Genomic DNA, 13504 nt, shown 5'->3' on the forward strand with positions numbered 1-13504 from the left:
CGGCGGCCCCTCCTCTCCCCTCCTGGTTCCGTCCCCAATCCTCACTACCGGGGCAGGACCACGACGTACGCGGCCGGATCGCGGTCGGCCGCCGCCATCAGGGCCGTGCGGATCACCGTCGCCTGCTGTTCCAGTGCGTCACGGAGCTTGCGCGGCGTGATGTGCACGACCGTGATGCCGAGCCGCTCCAGATGCTCGCGCTTGCGGGCGTACTCGGAGATCATGGTGTCGTCGTCCTGCCGGGGCGCCCGCGTGTCCAGTTCCAGCGCCACCGCCTGCTCGGGCCAGTACGCGTCCAGGCCCCCGAGGTAGGGGCCGCCGGGCAGCCGCAGGTCCACGTTCCACACCGGGTCGGGCAGGCCGTACTCGCGCACCATCCGGTACAGGCGGTCCTCCGCGCGCGCCCGGCCCTCGGCCAGCAGGGACTCGACCGCGTCCACCACGTGCGGACGGCTCAGCAGCCGCGCCTGGTTCAGTTCACGGACCACCGTGGCCGCATCGCAGTGGGCGCCGCGCACCGCCTCCGTCATCAGCCGGCGTACGACGACGGCGTCTTCGAGTCCGGCCACCGCGTCGGCCAGGGCTCGGGCCACCGGGGCCACCGGCAGGCCCGTGACCTGCTCGGGGATGGGCAGCGAGGAGCCCCGGACGATGCGCGCGCAGCCCGTGGAGCGCAGTCGGCGCATCCGCGGGACCAGCACGTCGATGACCTCCAGGGACGGCAGCGGGGGAGTGGCGGAGAAGCCGTGCAGCGTCAGGGCGGCCAGGCCCGTGATCATCGCCTCGGGCTGGGCCGGGGGGTTCGACCCGCCCGCGCCGGGCTGGGTGGGAACCCCGCTGCCGCGTTCCCGCGCCGCGTACATCAGCACCGCGTGCAGCCGCTCCTCGCTGGTCGGCGGGCCGGGGTGGAGCAGGACGACGCCCGGGAGGAGCTGCTGCCAGGGCCCGCCAGGGCGGCACTGCTCGTTCGTCCGGGCCGTCGGGACACCGTGCGTGCGGAGCTGAGCGACCGTCATCACCCGGAGCCGGGCGCGGCCGGACAGCTCGTGCAGGGGGCGGGGGGAGAGCGGGGTGTTGTGGTTCATGACGGGGAATTTCCCGCGTCCGATCCACCGCTTAACCGCTGTTACAGGTCCGTCGACAAATGCGGACAAGCAAGCCCTAAAGGACGCATGTTCGGGTGCCGAAAACCCCTGGTCCGTTCGGGTGCGGGCCAGGGGTTACGGCTGTGATTGCCTGAATTCCGTAACGGTGACGGAACCGCTGATCTCAGGCCAAAGGTGTTGGGGTCTGTCCGGCGGCCGCGTCGCAGGCCTGCCCCCGCAGCGCACGGGCCAGATCGTCCCGAGCCTCCAGCACCAGCCGGCGCAGGGCCGGGGCCGCATCGCGGTGCGAGTCCAGCCACGCGTCGGTGGCGTCGAGTGTCCCCTGGGACTGCTGGAGCGACGGGAACAGGCCCCGCACCACGTGCATCCCGATCTGGATCGACCGCTCGGACCAGACGCGCTCGATCACCGCGAAGTACTTGTCCGCGTACGGGGCGAGCAACTGCCGCTGCGAGCCCTGGGTGAACCCCGCGATGGTCGCCTCGACCATGGCGTTGGACAGCGCGTCCGACTCCACGACCTGCGCCCACGCCTGGGCCTTGACCGCCTCCGACGGGCGTGCCGCCAGGCACCGCACCTGGTGGCGCTTGCCCGAGGCCGTGTCGTCCCTGGTCAGCTCCTCGGCCAGGTCCTGCTCGTCCACCACCCCGTGCGCGGCCAGCGGCTCCAGGAACACCCAGCGCAGTTCCTGGTCCAGGTCGAGGCCCTCGATCGCCGCCGTGCCCGCCAGCAGGTCCCGCAGCAGTTCGAAGTCGGCCTCGGCGGTGGCCGTCCGGGCGAAGAAACGCGCCCAGGCGAGCTGCTGCTCGCTGCCCGGCTCCGCCTCCCGCAGCTCACGCCGCGCACCCTCGGCCAGCAGCCGGCCACCGGCCTCCCGCCAGCCGGCCGCCGCGTAGTGCGTGACGGCCGACTCGGCCCACGCGTGCAGCATCTGGAGCACGCCGATCTCGGCCTCGCGCCCCGCGAACCGCAGCACCAGATCCACGAAGTGCCTGGCCGGGAGCAGCGCGTCCCGGGTCATGTTCCACAGCGCCGACCAGCACAGGGCACGGGCGAGGGGGTCCGTGAGCGACCCGAGGTGCTCGCGCAGGGTCGCGAGCGAGGTCTCGTCGAAGCGGATCTTGCAGTACGTCAGGTCGTCGTCGTTGACCAGGACCAGGTCGGGGGCGTCGGAGCCGGCCAGGTCCGCGACGACCGTGCGCGCCCCGTCGACATCGGTCTCGGCGCGCGCGTACCTTGCGAGCGTCCCCGTGTCCGTCACCCGGTACAGGCCGACCGCGACACGGTGCGGGCGCAGCTCGGGGTGCGACTCGGCCGCATCCTGCACCACCGCCAGCTCCTCGACCCGGCCGTCCGCGCCCAGCAGCACCTGCGGCGTCAGCGAGTTCACCCCGGCCGTCTGGAGCCAGGAACGGGCCCAGCCGCTCATGTCCCGGCCGCTGGTCTCCGCCAGCACCGACAGCAGGTCACCGAGGCGCGTGTTGCCGTACGCGTGCCGCTTGAAGTACCGCCGGGCGCCCTCCAGGAAGGCCTCCTCGCCGACGTAGGCCACGAGCTGCTTCAGCACCGACGCGCCCTTGGCGTACGTGATGCCGTCGAAGTTCAGCTTGGCGTCCTGCAGGTCGCGGATGTCGGCCGTGACCGGGTGCGTGGAGGGCAGCTGGTCGGCCCGGTAGGCCCAGGCCTTGCGGCGGTTGGCGAAGGTGACCCAGCCGTTCTTGAAACGGGTCGCCCCGACCAGCGCGAACTCGCCCATGAAGTCGGCGAACGACTCCTTCAGCCACAGGTCGTCCCACCACTCCATGGTGACCAGGTCGCCGAACCACATGTGCGCCATCTCGTGCAGCACGACGTTGGCCCGGCCCTCGTAGGACGCCTGCGTCACCTTCCCGCGGAAGACGAACTCCTCCCGGAACGTCACAAGACCCGGGTTCTCCATCGCGCCCAGGTTGTACTCGGGTACGAACGCCTGGTCGTACTTCCCGAACGGATACGGGAAGTCGAAGCGGTCGTGGAAGAAGTCCAGGCCCTGCTTGGTGACGAGGAAGACGTCCTCGGCGTCGAAGTGGGGTGCGAGGGCCTTGCGGCACAGGGCGCCGAGCGGGATCTCCAGGGTCGTGCCGTCCGGATGCGTACGGGAGTACGAGTCCGTCACGTAGTGGTACGGGCCCGCCACCACACAGGTGATGTACGTCGAGATCGGCTTGGTCTCGGCGAACCGCCAGACCCCGTCGGCCTTCTCGCCGACCCCGTTGCTCCACACCGTCCAGCCCTCGGGTGCCCGCACCTCGAAGCGGTAGGGCGCCTTGAGGTCGGGCTGCTCGAAGTTCGCGAAGACCCGGCGGGAGTCGGCCGGTTCGTACTGGGTGTACAGGTACACCTCGCCGTCCTCGGGGTCGACGAAGCGGTGCAGGCCCTCGCCGGTGCGCGAGTAGGCGCACTGGGCGTCGACGATCAGCTCGTTTTCGGCGGCCAGGTCCTCCAGCGTGATCCGGGAGCCGTCGAAGACCTCGCCGGGGTCCAGATCACGGCCGTTGAGTGAGACGGACGTCACACTCGGCGCGATCAGGTCGGCGAAGCTGCTCGCGCCGGGCTCGTTGCAGCGGAACCGGACGGTCGTGACGGACCGGAACGTGCGGGGACCGCCGGTGTCGTCCGCGCCGACCGCGGACCGCAGGTCGAGGGACACCTCGTACCCGTCGACGCCGATCAGGGCGGCCCGCTCACGGGCCTCGTCACGGGACAGATTCTCACCGGGCACGGGCAGTACTCCTCGGACCTCGTCGGATACGGCGGAACAGCAACGATCCTGCCACGCGCCCCTGACCCGAGGCAGCCGGGAATGACCGGGGTGAGCAGCGGCGTTCCCGGAGAAACGGCTTACTCACGAGGAGAGACATGTCGGACAAGACCCCCGTCGACTTCTGGTTCGACCCGCTGTGCCCCTGGGCGTGGATGACCTCCCGTTGGGTGCTGGAGGTGGAGAAGGTCAGGGACATCGAGGTCCGCTGGCACCTCATGAGCCTCGCCGTCCTCAACGAGGACAAGCTGGACGAGCTGCCCGAGGAGTACCGCGAGCTGCTTCAGACCAAGGCGTGGGGCCCGGTCCGGGTCGTCATCGCGGCACAGCAGGAGCACGGCGCCGAGGTGCTCGGCGACCTCTACACCGCGCTCGGCACCCGCATCCACAACCAGGGCGAGGGCCCCGGCAAGGAGACGGTCGCCGCCGCCCTGAAGGACGTCGGCCTGCCCGAGTCGCTCATGGAGCACTGGGACTCCACCCCGTACGAGCCCGAGCTGCGCGCCTCCCACAAGGAGGGCATCGACAAGGTCGGCCAGGAGGTCGGCACCCCGGTCATCGCCGTTCCCGGCGCCGACGGCGAGCAGATCGCCTTCTTCGGCCCGGTCGTCACCCCGGCCCCGCAGGGCGAGGAGGCCGCCCGCCTCTGGGACGGCACCCTCGCCGTGGCCTCGGTTCCCGGCTTCTACGAGATCAAGCGCACCCGCACCAAGGGCCCGGACTTCTCCAACCTGTAGGGCTCACCCGGCGGGGGCGGCTTCCGGGTTCCGCAGGTCCTCCGGGAGCCGGCCCCCGCCGGCCTGATGGCTCCAGGGCTGATACCACCGGCAGCCAGGAGCGGTGCAGCGCCACACATCCGTCCGGTCGGGTGACGTCCCAGCACGCGCGAGTGACACCGCGATGCGTCGCGCTGGTTCATGTACGGGCCCGCGCCCGCGTCAGCCGGGCCAGGTGCTCGTCGTAGCCGTTGGTGTAGAGGGCCGCCCGGTCCGGGGCCGGGTCGACGATCCGCGTCGGCCGCGTCCACTCCGCCGCGTCCAGTGGCATCCCGTACCGCTCGGCCGCCGCCAGGACCGCGCCCCGGGCGCCCACCTCGCCCTCGACGACCCGCAGCGGCCGGCCGAGCACATCGGCCAGCAGCCGCATCCATGCGGGGCTGCGGGTGCCGCCGCCGCACACCGCCAGCGCACCGGTCAGCCCGGCCGCCTCCAGGCAGTGCCGGGCCGCGTACCCGATTCCCTCGCAGGTGGCGCGGACCAGGTCCCCCCGGGTCGACTCCAGGGAGACACCGGTGAGTTCGGCGCGCAGCCGGGGCTCGACGAAGGGGGCGCGTTCCCCGGAGGGCGCGAAGTACGGCAGCACGCGGACGCCGTTCGCGCCCGGCGGGGTCTCGGAGAGCAGGCCGTCGACCTCGTCGTGCCGCACACCCGTCGTCGACAGCACCCAGTCCAGCGCCGCAGTGCCCACCATCGCGGGCATGGCGCGCAGCCAGTGACCGGGCCGGTCCGTGCAGATGTACAGGCCGGCCGGTTCGCCCGTCAGGTCCAGTTCGGAGGTGGCGACCAGGCTGGCCAGGCAGGTGCCGACGATCAGCAGTCCGTCCCCCGGGGCCGTCACCCCGGCGCCCAGCGCGCAGGCCGGCAGGTCGTACGGGCCGTTCGCGATCCGGGTGCCGGGCGGCAGCCCCTCCCCCCGGGCCTCGGCGGTGGCGAGCGGGTCGCTGACCGGGGCGAGCAGATGGCGCCGGTGTGCGAGGCCCAGCAGTTCCACGACCTGGTCGTCGTACGTCCTGGTCCGCGGATCGAGGAAGGGCATCGAGGCGTCCGACACGTCGGTCGCGAAACCGGCGCCCGTCAGCCGCTGGAACACCATGTCCTTGCAGTACAGGGCGGCTTTCGCGGCGTCCAGGGTCCGCGGTTCATGGCGGTCCAGCCAGGCCAGCAGCGGCCCCGGGCAGCCCGGGAACATCGCGCTCCCGGTCCGCCGGAACACCGTCTCGAACGTGCCGTCCGACAGCCACCGGTCGACCAGTTCGTGCGCTCGCCCGTCCATCCAGGAGGCCGCCGGACGTACGGGCCGCCCTTCGCCGTCGACCAGCCACACCCCGTCGCCCTGCCCCGTGAGGCCGGCGAGCTCAACGGGTTCCGGGACGCGTTCCGTGATCTCGCCGAGCACGGCGACGACCGCTCCGTACACCTCCTCCATGTCCTGCTCGACGACCCCGCCGCGCAGCGACAGGTCCACCGGCCGGGACTCCACGGCCAGTTGACGGCCCGTGGAGTCAAAGGCCGCCGCCTTGACCATGGACGTGCCCACATCGATACCGACGTACATGCGGCTCCCCTCCGGGTCCTCAGGTCAGACAGTGCGCGAGCGGCTCGCCGCGCACCCAGCGGCCCACCTCTCCGGCGGCGATCCGGGCCGCCTTCTCCGCGACCGCGCGGGAGGCACCGCCCAGATGGGGGGTGAGCACCACGCGTTCGGAGAGCCCCAGCAGCCGGGAGCCGGCCGGCAGCGGCTCCCGCTCGTACGTGTCGAGCGCCGCCGCCGACACCCGGCCGTCCGCCAGCGCGTCGCACAGCGCGTCCTCGTCGAGCAGCGGGCCCCGCGCCACGTTCACCACCACCGCGCCGGCCGGCAGCAGCCCCAGCTCCCGGGCGCCGATCAGCCCCCGGGTCTCGGGAGTGAGCCGGGCGTGCAGGCTGATCACCTGGGAGCGGCGCAGCAGTTCGTCCAGCGAGGCCACGCGCAGGCCGTGGATCTCGCCGTGCACATACGGGTCGTACACCATCACCCGGGCACCGAACGCGCACAGCACCCGGGCGACCCGGCTGCCCACGGCCCCGTACCCGACGAGCCCGACGGGCAGGTCCTCCAGCTCCAGCCCGCTCCGCTCGTACGTGTAGTACGCGGCTCCCTCCCAGCTGCCGTGCCGGGCCAGCGGGTCGTGGGCCTGGGGGATGCGGCGCAGGGCCGACAGCATCAGGCCGACGGTGAACTCGGCGGTGGCGGCGGCGTTGCGGCCCGGTGCGAAGCACACCCGCACGTCACGCCGCTTGGCCGCGTCCAGGTTGACGTTGACGGGACCGCCCCGGCAGACCACGACCAGCCTCAGGTCCGGGCAGGCGGCGAGGACCCGTTCGGTGACCGGGCCCATCTGTGTGACCAGGACCTGCGCCCCGGCCAGCGCCTCGATCATCTCGTCCTCGGCGCCACTGGCCTCCTGCACCTCGGCTACCGGCCCGAACGGCTCCAGCGGCCAGCCGAGCCTCACCTCCCTGACGTCGGCCCGCTCCACCTCGTGCGTCACCGCCCGGCTGATCAGCGACGGCAGCACGAAGTGGTCACCGGCGGCCACCACACGTACGTTCTCTTCGGAGGTCATCGCAGTGCGTCTCCCGTCTCGGCGTCGAAGACATGGGTGTGCCGGGGGTCGGCGGCGACCCTGACACGCTCGTCGTGGGCCAGCCGTACCTCGGGGTCGGTGAGGACGACCAGATGCCGTTCGACCCCGTCGAGGGCGAGGGTCGCCAGGCCCGACTCGAGCAGGGGTTCGTGGGCGACGACCCGGGCGGGCAGACCGCCCTCGGCGGTGAGCCGGACGTCCTCCGGGCGGATTCCGACCACCACCTCCCTGCCCTGGTCCACCGGCATCGGCAGGGCGATCCGCACCGAGTCGGAGAGGCGGGCGTGAGCGTCGCCGGTGGCGATGCCGGGCAGCAGGGTGATCGCGGGCTCGCCGACGAAGTCCGCGACGAACACGTTGGCCGGGCTGTCGTAGATCTCGTAGGGGGTGCCGAGCTGCTGGATGACGCCGTCCTTCATCACGGCGATCCGGTCGGCGAGGGAGAGGGCCTCCTCCTGGTCGTGGGTGACCAGGATCGTGGTGTGGCCCAGGTCCTTCTGGATGCGCTTGAGTTCACGGCGGGTGGTGTCGCGCTGGGCCGCGTCCAGGTGGGAGAGGGGTTCGTCGAGGAGCAGCACGTCCGGTTCGCGGATCAGGGCCCGGGCGAGCGAGACGCGCTGCTTCTGGCCGCTGGAGAGGCCGGCCGGGCGGGCGTCGAGGAGCCCGGTCAGGCCGACCCGGTCGGCGATCTCCCTCACCTTCCGGTCGACGTCCCCCCGTGCCGCCTTCCTCCGGGCCTTCAGTCCGAACGCCAGGTTCTCCGCGACCGACAGCGGCGGATACAGCGCGTAGTTCTCGAACGCGACCCCGATGTTCCGCTGCTGTGCGGGCCGTTCCACCACCGACGCCCCGCCGACCAGGATGTCCCCGCCGGTCACCGGCTCAAGACCGGCGATCATGCGCAGTGTCGTCGACTTGCCGCAGCCGGACGGCCCGAGCAGGCCGAGCAGCTCCCCGGACCGCAGGCTCAGATCGATCCCGCGTACGGCGTCGACCGGGGGCCGCCCCCGCGACCGGTAGGTCTTGCGCAGCTCACGTAGCTCCAGTCCCGTCATGGCCGCCGCCCTTCGTCGCGCAAACCTCGTAACGGACCTTGTGCTCGTCCAGGTCCCGCAGTTCCTCCGGCGACGCCCCGTCGTCCACCAGGAGCAGGTCGAAGCGGGACAGCGGGGCGACCCGGTGCAGGGCGACCCGGCCGAGCTTGGTGTGGTCGATCAGCAGGACGTTCCGCGCGGCCGAGTCGAGCATCGCCCGCTTCACGGACACGATGTGCTGCTCCTGGTGGTAGGCGTAGCCCTGGTGCACCGCCGACGTCGACGCGAAGCACACGTCCACGCGCAGCTGCTCGACCGCCTCCACGCACGACACCCCGAGGAACGAGGAGTGCAGCGGGTCGTAGTCGCCGCCGAGCGCCATCAGGTGGATGCCCCGCTGGTCGGCCAGCAGGTTGATCGCCTCCAGGAAGTTGGTGACGACCGTCAGCGGCGTGACCTCGCCCGTGCGCAGCCGCCGGGCTATCTCCAGGGTGGAGGTGGAGTCGTCCAGCAGGATGGCCATGCCGGGCTCCACCATCCGCAGCGCCCGCTCGGCCACGGCGGCCTTCTCGGCCCGCATCGTCTTCAGCCGGTACTGCACGTTCGACTCGAAGACCCCGGACGGCTGTGCGGTCACCCCGCCCCGGAACTTGCGTACGATGCCCTGCCGTTCGAGCTCGTCGAGGTCCCGGTGAATGGTCATCAGGCTCACCCCGAACCGCTCGGCGAGCTCCGCCGCCGTCGCCGAACCGTCGGCCAGCACCTGCTCGGCCATGGCGGCCTGCCGCGCCGCGGGCCCCTGCTGTCCACCACTGCTGCTGCTCATGCCTGTGTCTCTATTCGTCGTCCCGGTCGCTCCGGCCGGTCGGCCTCGAACAGCAGCAGGTTCTCAGGCCAGACCGTGAGCCGTACCGGATCGTCCGCACGAAGGCGTGCCGCGTCCGCCCAGGGAGCGACCAGCGACACCCGCTGCTCCCCGGCACCGAGCCGGACGGTGACCTCGACGGACCGGCCGAGTGCCTCGGTGACGTACACCGTCCCGGTCAGCTCGTGGCCCTCGCCGTGCAGGGTGATGTCCCGGGGGCGGAGGCCGACGAGGACGTCCGTGCCCGGGGCGGCCTCCGCACGCACCGGCAGCTCGACCTCGCCGTCGGCCCGCACCCCGCGCTCCGTCACCACCCCGGGCAGCAGGTTGATCCGGGGCCGCCCGAAGGCCCGCGCGACCTCCGTGTCGCAGGGCCGGTACCAGATCTCCTCCCGGGTGCCGGTCTGCACGATCCGGCCCTGGCGGACGACCCCGATCCGGTCGCCGAGGGCCAGTGCCTCGACAGAGTCGTGCGTGACGTACAGCGTGGTGGTGTGCTGCACCTCGCCGAGCGCCTTCAGCTCCGCCCGCATCTGCTGGCGCAGCTTGGCGTCCAGGTGGGAGAGCGGCTCGTCGAGCAGGAACGCCCGGGCCGGCCGCACCAGTACCCGCCCGAGCGCCACCCGCTGCCGCTGCCCGTTGGACAGCCGGCCCACGGGCCGGTCCAGCAGCCCGGAGATGCCGAGCAGTTCGGCGACCGCGCCGACCCGCTGCCGGGCCTCGGCGGCCGGGAGACGGTGTCTCGGGGAGCGCAGCGGTGAGGCGAGGTTGTCGTAGGCGGAGCGGTGCGGGTAGAGGGCGTAGCTCTCGAAGCACATCGCCACACCCCGGTCGTACGGCTCCACGCCCCGCATGTCCTCGCCGTCGAGCAGGACCGTGCCGGAGTCGGGCTGTTCGAGCCCGGCGACGGTCTTGAGCGTCGTCGTCTTGCCCGCTCCCGACGGGCCCAGCAGACAGAAGAACTCGCCTTCCCGCACCTCCAGTTCGAGCCCGTCGAGCGCGACGGTCCTCCCGTACGTCTTCCGGACGCCGCTCAGGGTGATCATGACTTCACCGCCCCGAACGACAGTCCCCGCACCAGATACCGCTGGATCGTCAGCGCCAGCAGCAGCGGCGGCACGACGGACACGAGCGCGGCGGCGGCCGTCAGGTTGTACTTGGGCCGGTCGCCGCCGAGGAAGGACAGCGCGCCCACCGTCACCGTCTGGGCCTCGTTGGAGGTGAGGATCAGCGGGAAGACGAAGTTGTTCCAGGCGAAGATGAACGCCAGCAGCGACACGGCCGCGATCCCCGGTTTCACCAGCGGCAGGGCGACGCGGAAGAACGCCTGCTTGCGGGTGTAGCCGTCGAGCAGGGCCGCCTGCTCCAGCTCGGGTGTGAGGTCGGCGAAGTAGGACCGCATGATCCACACGATCAGCGGCAGGGTGACGAGTTGCAGCACCCACACCATGCCGACGTAGGTGTCGAACAGCCCGAGCTTCTGGTACAGCACGAACAGCGGGATGATCACGGTGAGTTCGGGCGCGAACCGGAACGACAGCAGCGTGAACATCAGGTTCTCCGAGCCCCTGAACCGCCACCGCGCCGAGGCGTACGCCGCCGGCAGCCCGACCACGAGCGACAGCGCGACCGCCCCCACCGACACCACCAGGCTGTTGACGAAGAACCGCACGAACGGGATGCCCTCGCTGTCGCCGAGGACCGTGCGGTAGCCGTCGAGGGTGGGGGAGAAGGAGAAGTACGTGCTGAACAGCTGGTCGGTGGGCTTCAGGGAGAGGATCACCATCCAGGCGATCGGGAACAGCGCGAACACGAAGTAGAGGATCAGGGCGGCGTCCGCCAGCCACCCCAGCAGGCGTTTCCTCATGTGGTCACCTCCGCCGCCCGGCGCTGAATCCTCCCCAGGTGTTTCACCAGCACCATCGCGGCCAGGTACACCACGGCCCACAGCACGATGGTGTAGCTGATCCCGAAGGAGTAGCGCTGGAAGCGGATCGCCTCCAGATACGCCCGGATCTGCAGCACGACGGTCGAGTCGCCCGGCCCGCCCTCCGTCAGGGCGTAGATGATGTCGAACACCTTCAGCGAGTCCATGAACCGGAAGATCACCGCGACCAGCACGTACGGCCACAGCATCGGCAGGGTCAGCCGCCGGAACGTGTACCACCAGCCCGCCCCGTCCACGGCCGCCGCCTCGAACGGGGAGGCCGGCAGCGACCGCAGACCGGCCAGGGCGAGGATCGCCACGAACGGCGTGTACACCCACACGTCCACGGCGATCGACGACAGCAGGGCGCCGGCCGGTGTGTCCGTCCACTGCACCCCGCCCAGCCCGAAGGGTCTGAGCAGGTGGTTGACCACCCCCACGGACGGCTGCAGCATCAGCTTCCAGATGATCGCCGCGATCACCGGGGCGATCATCAGCGGCAGGATGAGGATCTTCTCCAGGACCCTGCCGATGATCGTCGACCGGTGCAGCAGCAGGGCGACGGCCACCCCGAGGACGGTCTCCACGAGCGCCGCCCCGACCGCGTACAGCACCGTCACCCACGCCGAGTTCCAGAACGCCTCCTGCGTGAAGACCGCCCGGTAGTTCTCCAGCCGCACCATGTCCGGCTGCGGTTTGCTCGCCGAGAAGTCGAACAGCGTGTAGTACAGCCCGAGCCCGAACGGGTAGAGGATCCCGCAGGTCAGCAGCAGCGCCGGAACGATCAGAAGGTACGGGCGCAGCGCGAGCCGCACGGCTAGCCCACCTTGCCGGCGAGGTCGTCGGCCAGCCCGTCCAGGACCGACCGCGCGCCCTTGCCGCCGTAGATCTCCTGAAGTGCCGCCGCCCAGCTGGTCGTCGCGTCGAAGAACTGCGCCTGCGGGGTGAACTGGATCTCCGTCTGGCCGACGACCGTCTCGAAGGTCTCCAGGAAGCCCGGCAGGTGCCTCATCTTGTCCTTGTAGGCGGCGTCGTCCGCCACCGACTTGCGCACCGGGTCGATGTGGTTGTGGGTGATGGCACTCTTGCGCAGGTGCTCCTTGCCGGTCGCCCACTGCAGGAACAGCCAACTGGCGCTCTTCTTCCTGCTCTTGGCGTTCATGCCGAGCGACCAGATCCACATGTTGGTGGCCAGGGAGCCGCCCGGTCCCTTCGGCCCCGGGTGGAAGGCGATCTTCCCGGAGGCGGGGCTGGCGCCCTTCACCGCCTGGAAGTAGGCGGCCGTGTCGGCGTCGAACAGCATCCCGGCCTTCTTCGCGCCGAGGTCGCTGGAGCACTGGTACCAGGTGTACGACGTCCAGGAGGGCGGCCCGCCCCGCTTGACCATCCGCGCCCAGTCCTCGGTGAAGGCGACGGCCTCCGGACTGTTCATGGCGGGTGTGAGCTTCCCGCCGTCGACCGTGAAGTCCTTCAGGCCGTTGCGGGCGTACATCGTCATGAAGCCGGGGTGGATGGTGGCCCAGCTCCGCGATCCGCGTACGGCGATCCCGTACATCCCGTCGAAGCCGGCGCCCGGCGCCTTCCGCTTGATGGTCCCTGCCAGTTCGGCCAACTCGTCGAAGCTCTCGGCCGGTTTCAGGCCGAGCTTGCGGAACACTTCGGTGTTGTAGGCGACGACGTTCGTCTCCCAGCCCCACGGCAGCGCGTACTGCCCGCCCTGGCCCAGCGGCGCGCCGGCCTTCAGCGACCACTGGTCGGCCTGGAGCAGGTTCGGGAAGAAGTCCGCCTGGTCCCATTCGGCGCCCGTCGCCGAGGAGTTGCGCATCCAGGGCCCGAGGTCCTCCAGCCAGCCCGGGGGCCCGTACTGCCACACCATGTACGCGCCGAGCATGAAGACGTCGTAGGAGGCACGCCCGCTGGACAGGTCCACGGTGAGCTTGTCGAAGTAGTTGTCCTCGGGGAAGACGTCGTACTCGACCTCGATGCCGGTCTTCTCGGTGAAGGACTTCAGGTCGGCGATGAGGGCGTCCGTGTACGGGTGCTTGTTGAGCAGCGCCTTGACGGTGGTGCCCTTCTCCCGTTTCCAGTCGAAGGATCCGGTGACGTCGTCCGCCGCGGAGCCGTCGCTCTTGCTGTCGTCCCCGCCGAAACCGGCCCCGCAGGCCGTGAGCAGCGGCGCCGCGGCAGCCCCGGCGGCGAGCGCGAGGAAGCGCCGGCGGTCGTGCACGTGCGTGTCCATCCGTACCTCCGCGTGGAGCCTGGGTAACACGTCGAGTCGACTCGCTAACAGAGGGTGGAACGGCTGAAGTTGGGCGTCAATCCCTCGCGCACGGGAAAATATCGGGGCACAGTGAGAAGTTCACAGA

11 protein-coding genes are annotated in these 13504 nt (G+C 71.0%); 1 reads left to right on the forward strand and 10 read right to left on the reverse strand.

Annotated features, from left to right (window positions below):
- Positions 1-44 precede the first annotated feature (44 nt).
- Together IE212_RS13030 and pepN are read right to left on the reverse strand one after the other, a co-directional pair.
- Entirely contained in the window at positions 45-1085 is a 1041-nt protein-coding gene (locus tag IE212_RS13030; protein ID WP_190197953.1) for a hypothetical protein, read from the reverse strand.
- Between the two features lie 184 nt (positions 1086-1269).
- Positions 1270-3867, reverse strand: coding sequence for an aminopeptidase N (gene pepN / locus IE212_RS13035; protein ID WP_190197954.1), 2598 nt, complete (start codon positions 3865-3867; stop codon positions 1270-1272).
- A gap of 137 nt (positions 3868-4004) precedes the next feature.
- On the opposite strand from pepN, the gene IE212_RS13040 reads away from it, so the two are divergent.
- Positions 4005-4643, forward strand: a complete 639-nt coding sequence (locus IE212_RS13040; protein WP_190197955.1) for a mycothiol-dependent nitroreductase Rv2466c family protein — start codon at positions 4005-4007, stop codon at positions 4641-4643.
- 178 nt (positions 4644-4821) lie between these two features.
- On the opposite strand, the gene IE212_RS13045 is transcribed toward IE212_RS13040, so the two are convergent.
- From IE212_RS13045 to IE212_RS13080, 8 genes are read right to left on the reverse strand one after another with little or no spacing between them, the layout of a single operon-like run.
- Positions 4822-6240, reverse strand: a complete 1419-nt coding sequence (locus IE212_RS13045) for an FGGY-family carbohydrate kinase (RefSeq protein WP_190197956.1) — start codon at positions 6238-6240, stop codon at positions 4822-4824.
- 19 nt (positions 6241-6259) lie between these two features.
- Positions 6260-7291 carry a 2-hydroxyacid dehydrogenase gene (locus IE212_RS13050; protein ID WP_190197957.1) on the reverse strand — a complete coding sequence of 344 codons (1032 nt, stop codon included), beginning with the start codon at positions 7289-7291 and terminating at the stop codon, positions 6260-6262.
- Entirely contained in the window at positions 7288-8367 is a 1080-nt protein-coding gene (locus IE212_RS13055; protein WP_190197958.1) for an ABC transporter ATP-binding protein, read from the reverse strand. Before IE212_RS13055 ends, IE212_RS13050 begins: the two co-directional genes overlap by 4 nt.
- Positions 8345-9172 carry a DeoR/GlpR family DNA-binding transcription regulator gene (locus IE212_RS13060; protein WP_190197959.1) on the reverse strand — a complete coding sequence of 276 codons (828 nt, stop codon included), beginning with the start codon at positions 9170-9172 and terminating at the stop codon, positions 8345-8347. Before IE212_RS13060 ends, IE212_RS13055 begins: the two co-directional genes overlap by 23 nt.
- Positions 9169-10257: an ABC transporter ATP-binding protein gene (locus IE212_RS13065; RefSeq protein ID WP_190197960.1), complete on the reverse strand. Its 1089-nt coding sequence runs from the start codon at positions 10255-10257 to the stop codon at positions 9169-9171. The genes IE212_RS13060 and IE212_RS13065 overlap by 4 nt, the downstream gene beginning before the upstream one ends.
- Positions 10254-11078 (reverse strand): carbohydrate ABC transporter permease, encoded by an 825-nt coding sequence (locus tag IE212_RS13070; protein ID WP_190197961.1) that lies wholly within the window; start codon positions 11076-11078, stop codon positions 10254-10256. Before IE212_RS13070 ends, IE212_RS13065 begins: the two co-directional genes overlap by 4 nt.
- The gene (locus IE212_RS13075; RefSeq protein ID WP_190197962.1) at positions 11075-11953 is read right to left on the reverse strand and encodes a carbohydrate ABC transporter permease; all 879 of its coding nucleotides are present in this window, start codon (positions 11951-11953) and stop codon (positions 11075-11077) included. The genes IE212_RS13070 and IE212_RS13075 overlap by 4 nt, the downstream gene beginning before the upstream one ends.
- Before the next feature lie 2 nt (positions 11954-11955).
- Positions 11956-13377 (reverse strand): ABC transporter substrate-binding protein, encoded by a 1422-nt coding sequence (locus IE212_RS13080; protein WP_190197963.1) that lies wholly within the window; start codon positions 13375-13377, stop codon positions 11956-11958.
- Between the last annotated feature and the right edge of the window lie 127 nt (positions 13378-13504).

The sequence above is a fragment of the Streptomyces djakartensis genome (genome assembly GCF_014651075.1).
Lineage (GTDB): Bacteria > Actinomycetota > Actinomycetes > Streptomycetales > Streptomycetaceae > Streptomyces > Streptomyces djakartensis.

What these genes read in the sequence shown, in the direction of transcription:
- IE212_RS13030 (WP_190197953.1), bottom strand. Translation starts at nt 1,085, where the DNA reads ATGAACCACAACACCCCGCTCTCCCCCCGCCCCCTGCACGAGCTGTCC.
- IE212_RS13040 (WP_190197955.1), top strand. Translation starts at nt 4,005, where the DNA reads ATGTCGGACAAGACCCCCGTCGACTTCTGGTTCGACCCGCTGTGCCCC.
- IE212_RS13045 (WP_190197956.1), bottom strand. Translation starts at nt 6,240, where the DNA reads ATGTACGTCGGTATCGATGTGGGCACGTCCATGGTCAAGGCGGCGGCC.
- IE212_RS13050 (WP_190197957.1), bottom strand. Translation starts at nt 7,291, where the DNA reads ATGACCTCCGAAGAGAACGTACGTGTGGTGGCCGCCGGTGACCACTTC.
- IE212_RS13055 (WP_190197958.1), bottom strand. Translation starts at nt 8,367, where the DNA reads ATGACGGGACTGGAGCTACGTGAGCTGCGCAAGACCTACCGGTCGCGG.
- IE212_RS13060 (WP_190197959.1), bottom strand. Translation starts at nt 9,172, where the DNA reads ATGAGCAGCAGCAGTGGTGGACAGCAGGGGCCCGCGGCGCGGCAGGCC.
- IE212_RS13065 (WP_190197960.1), bottom strand. Translation starts at nt 10,257, where the DNA reads ATGATCACCCTGAGCGGCGTCCGGAAGACGTACGGGAGGACCGTCGCG.
- IE212_RS13070 (WP_190197961.1), bottom strand. Translation starts at nt 11,078, where the DNA reads ATGAGGAAACGCCTGCTGGGGTGGCTGGCGGACGCCGCCCTGATCCTC.
- IE212_RS13080 (WP_190197963.1), bottom strand. Translation starts at nt 13,377, where the DNA reads ATGGACACGCACGTGCACGACCGCCGGCGCTTCCTCGCGCTCGCCGCC.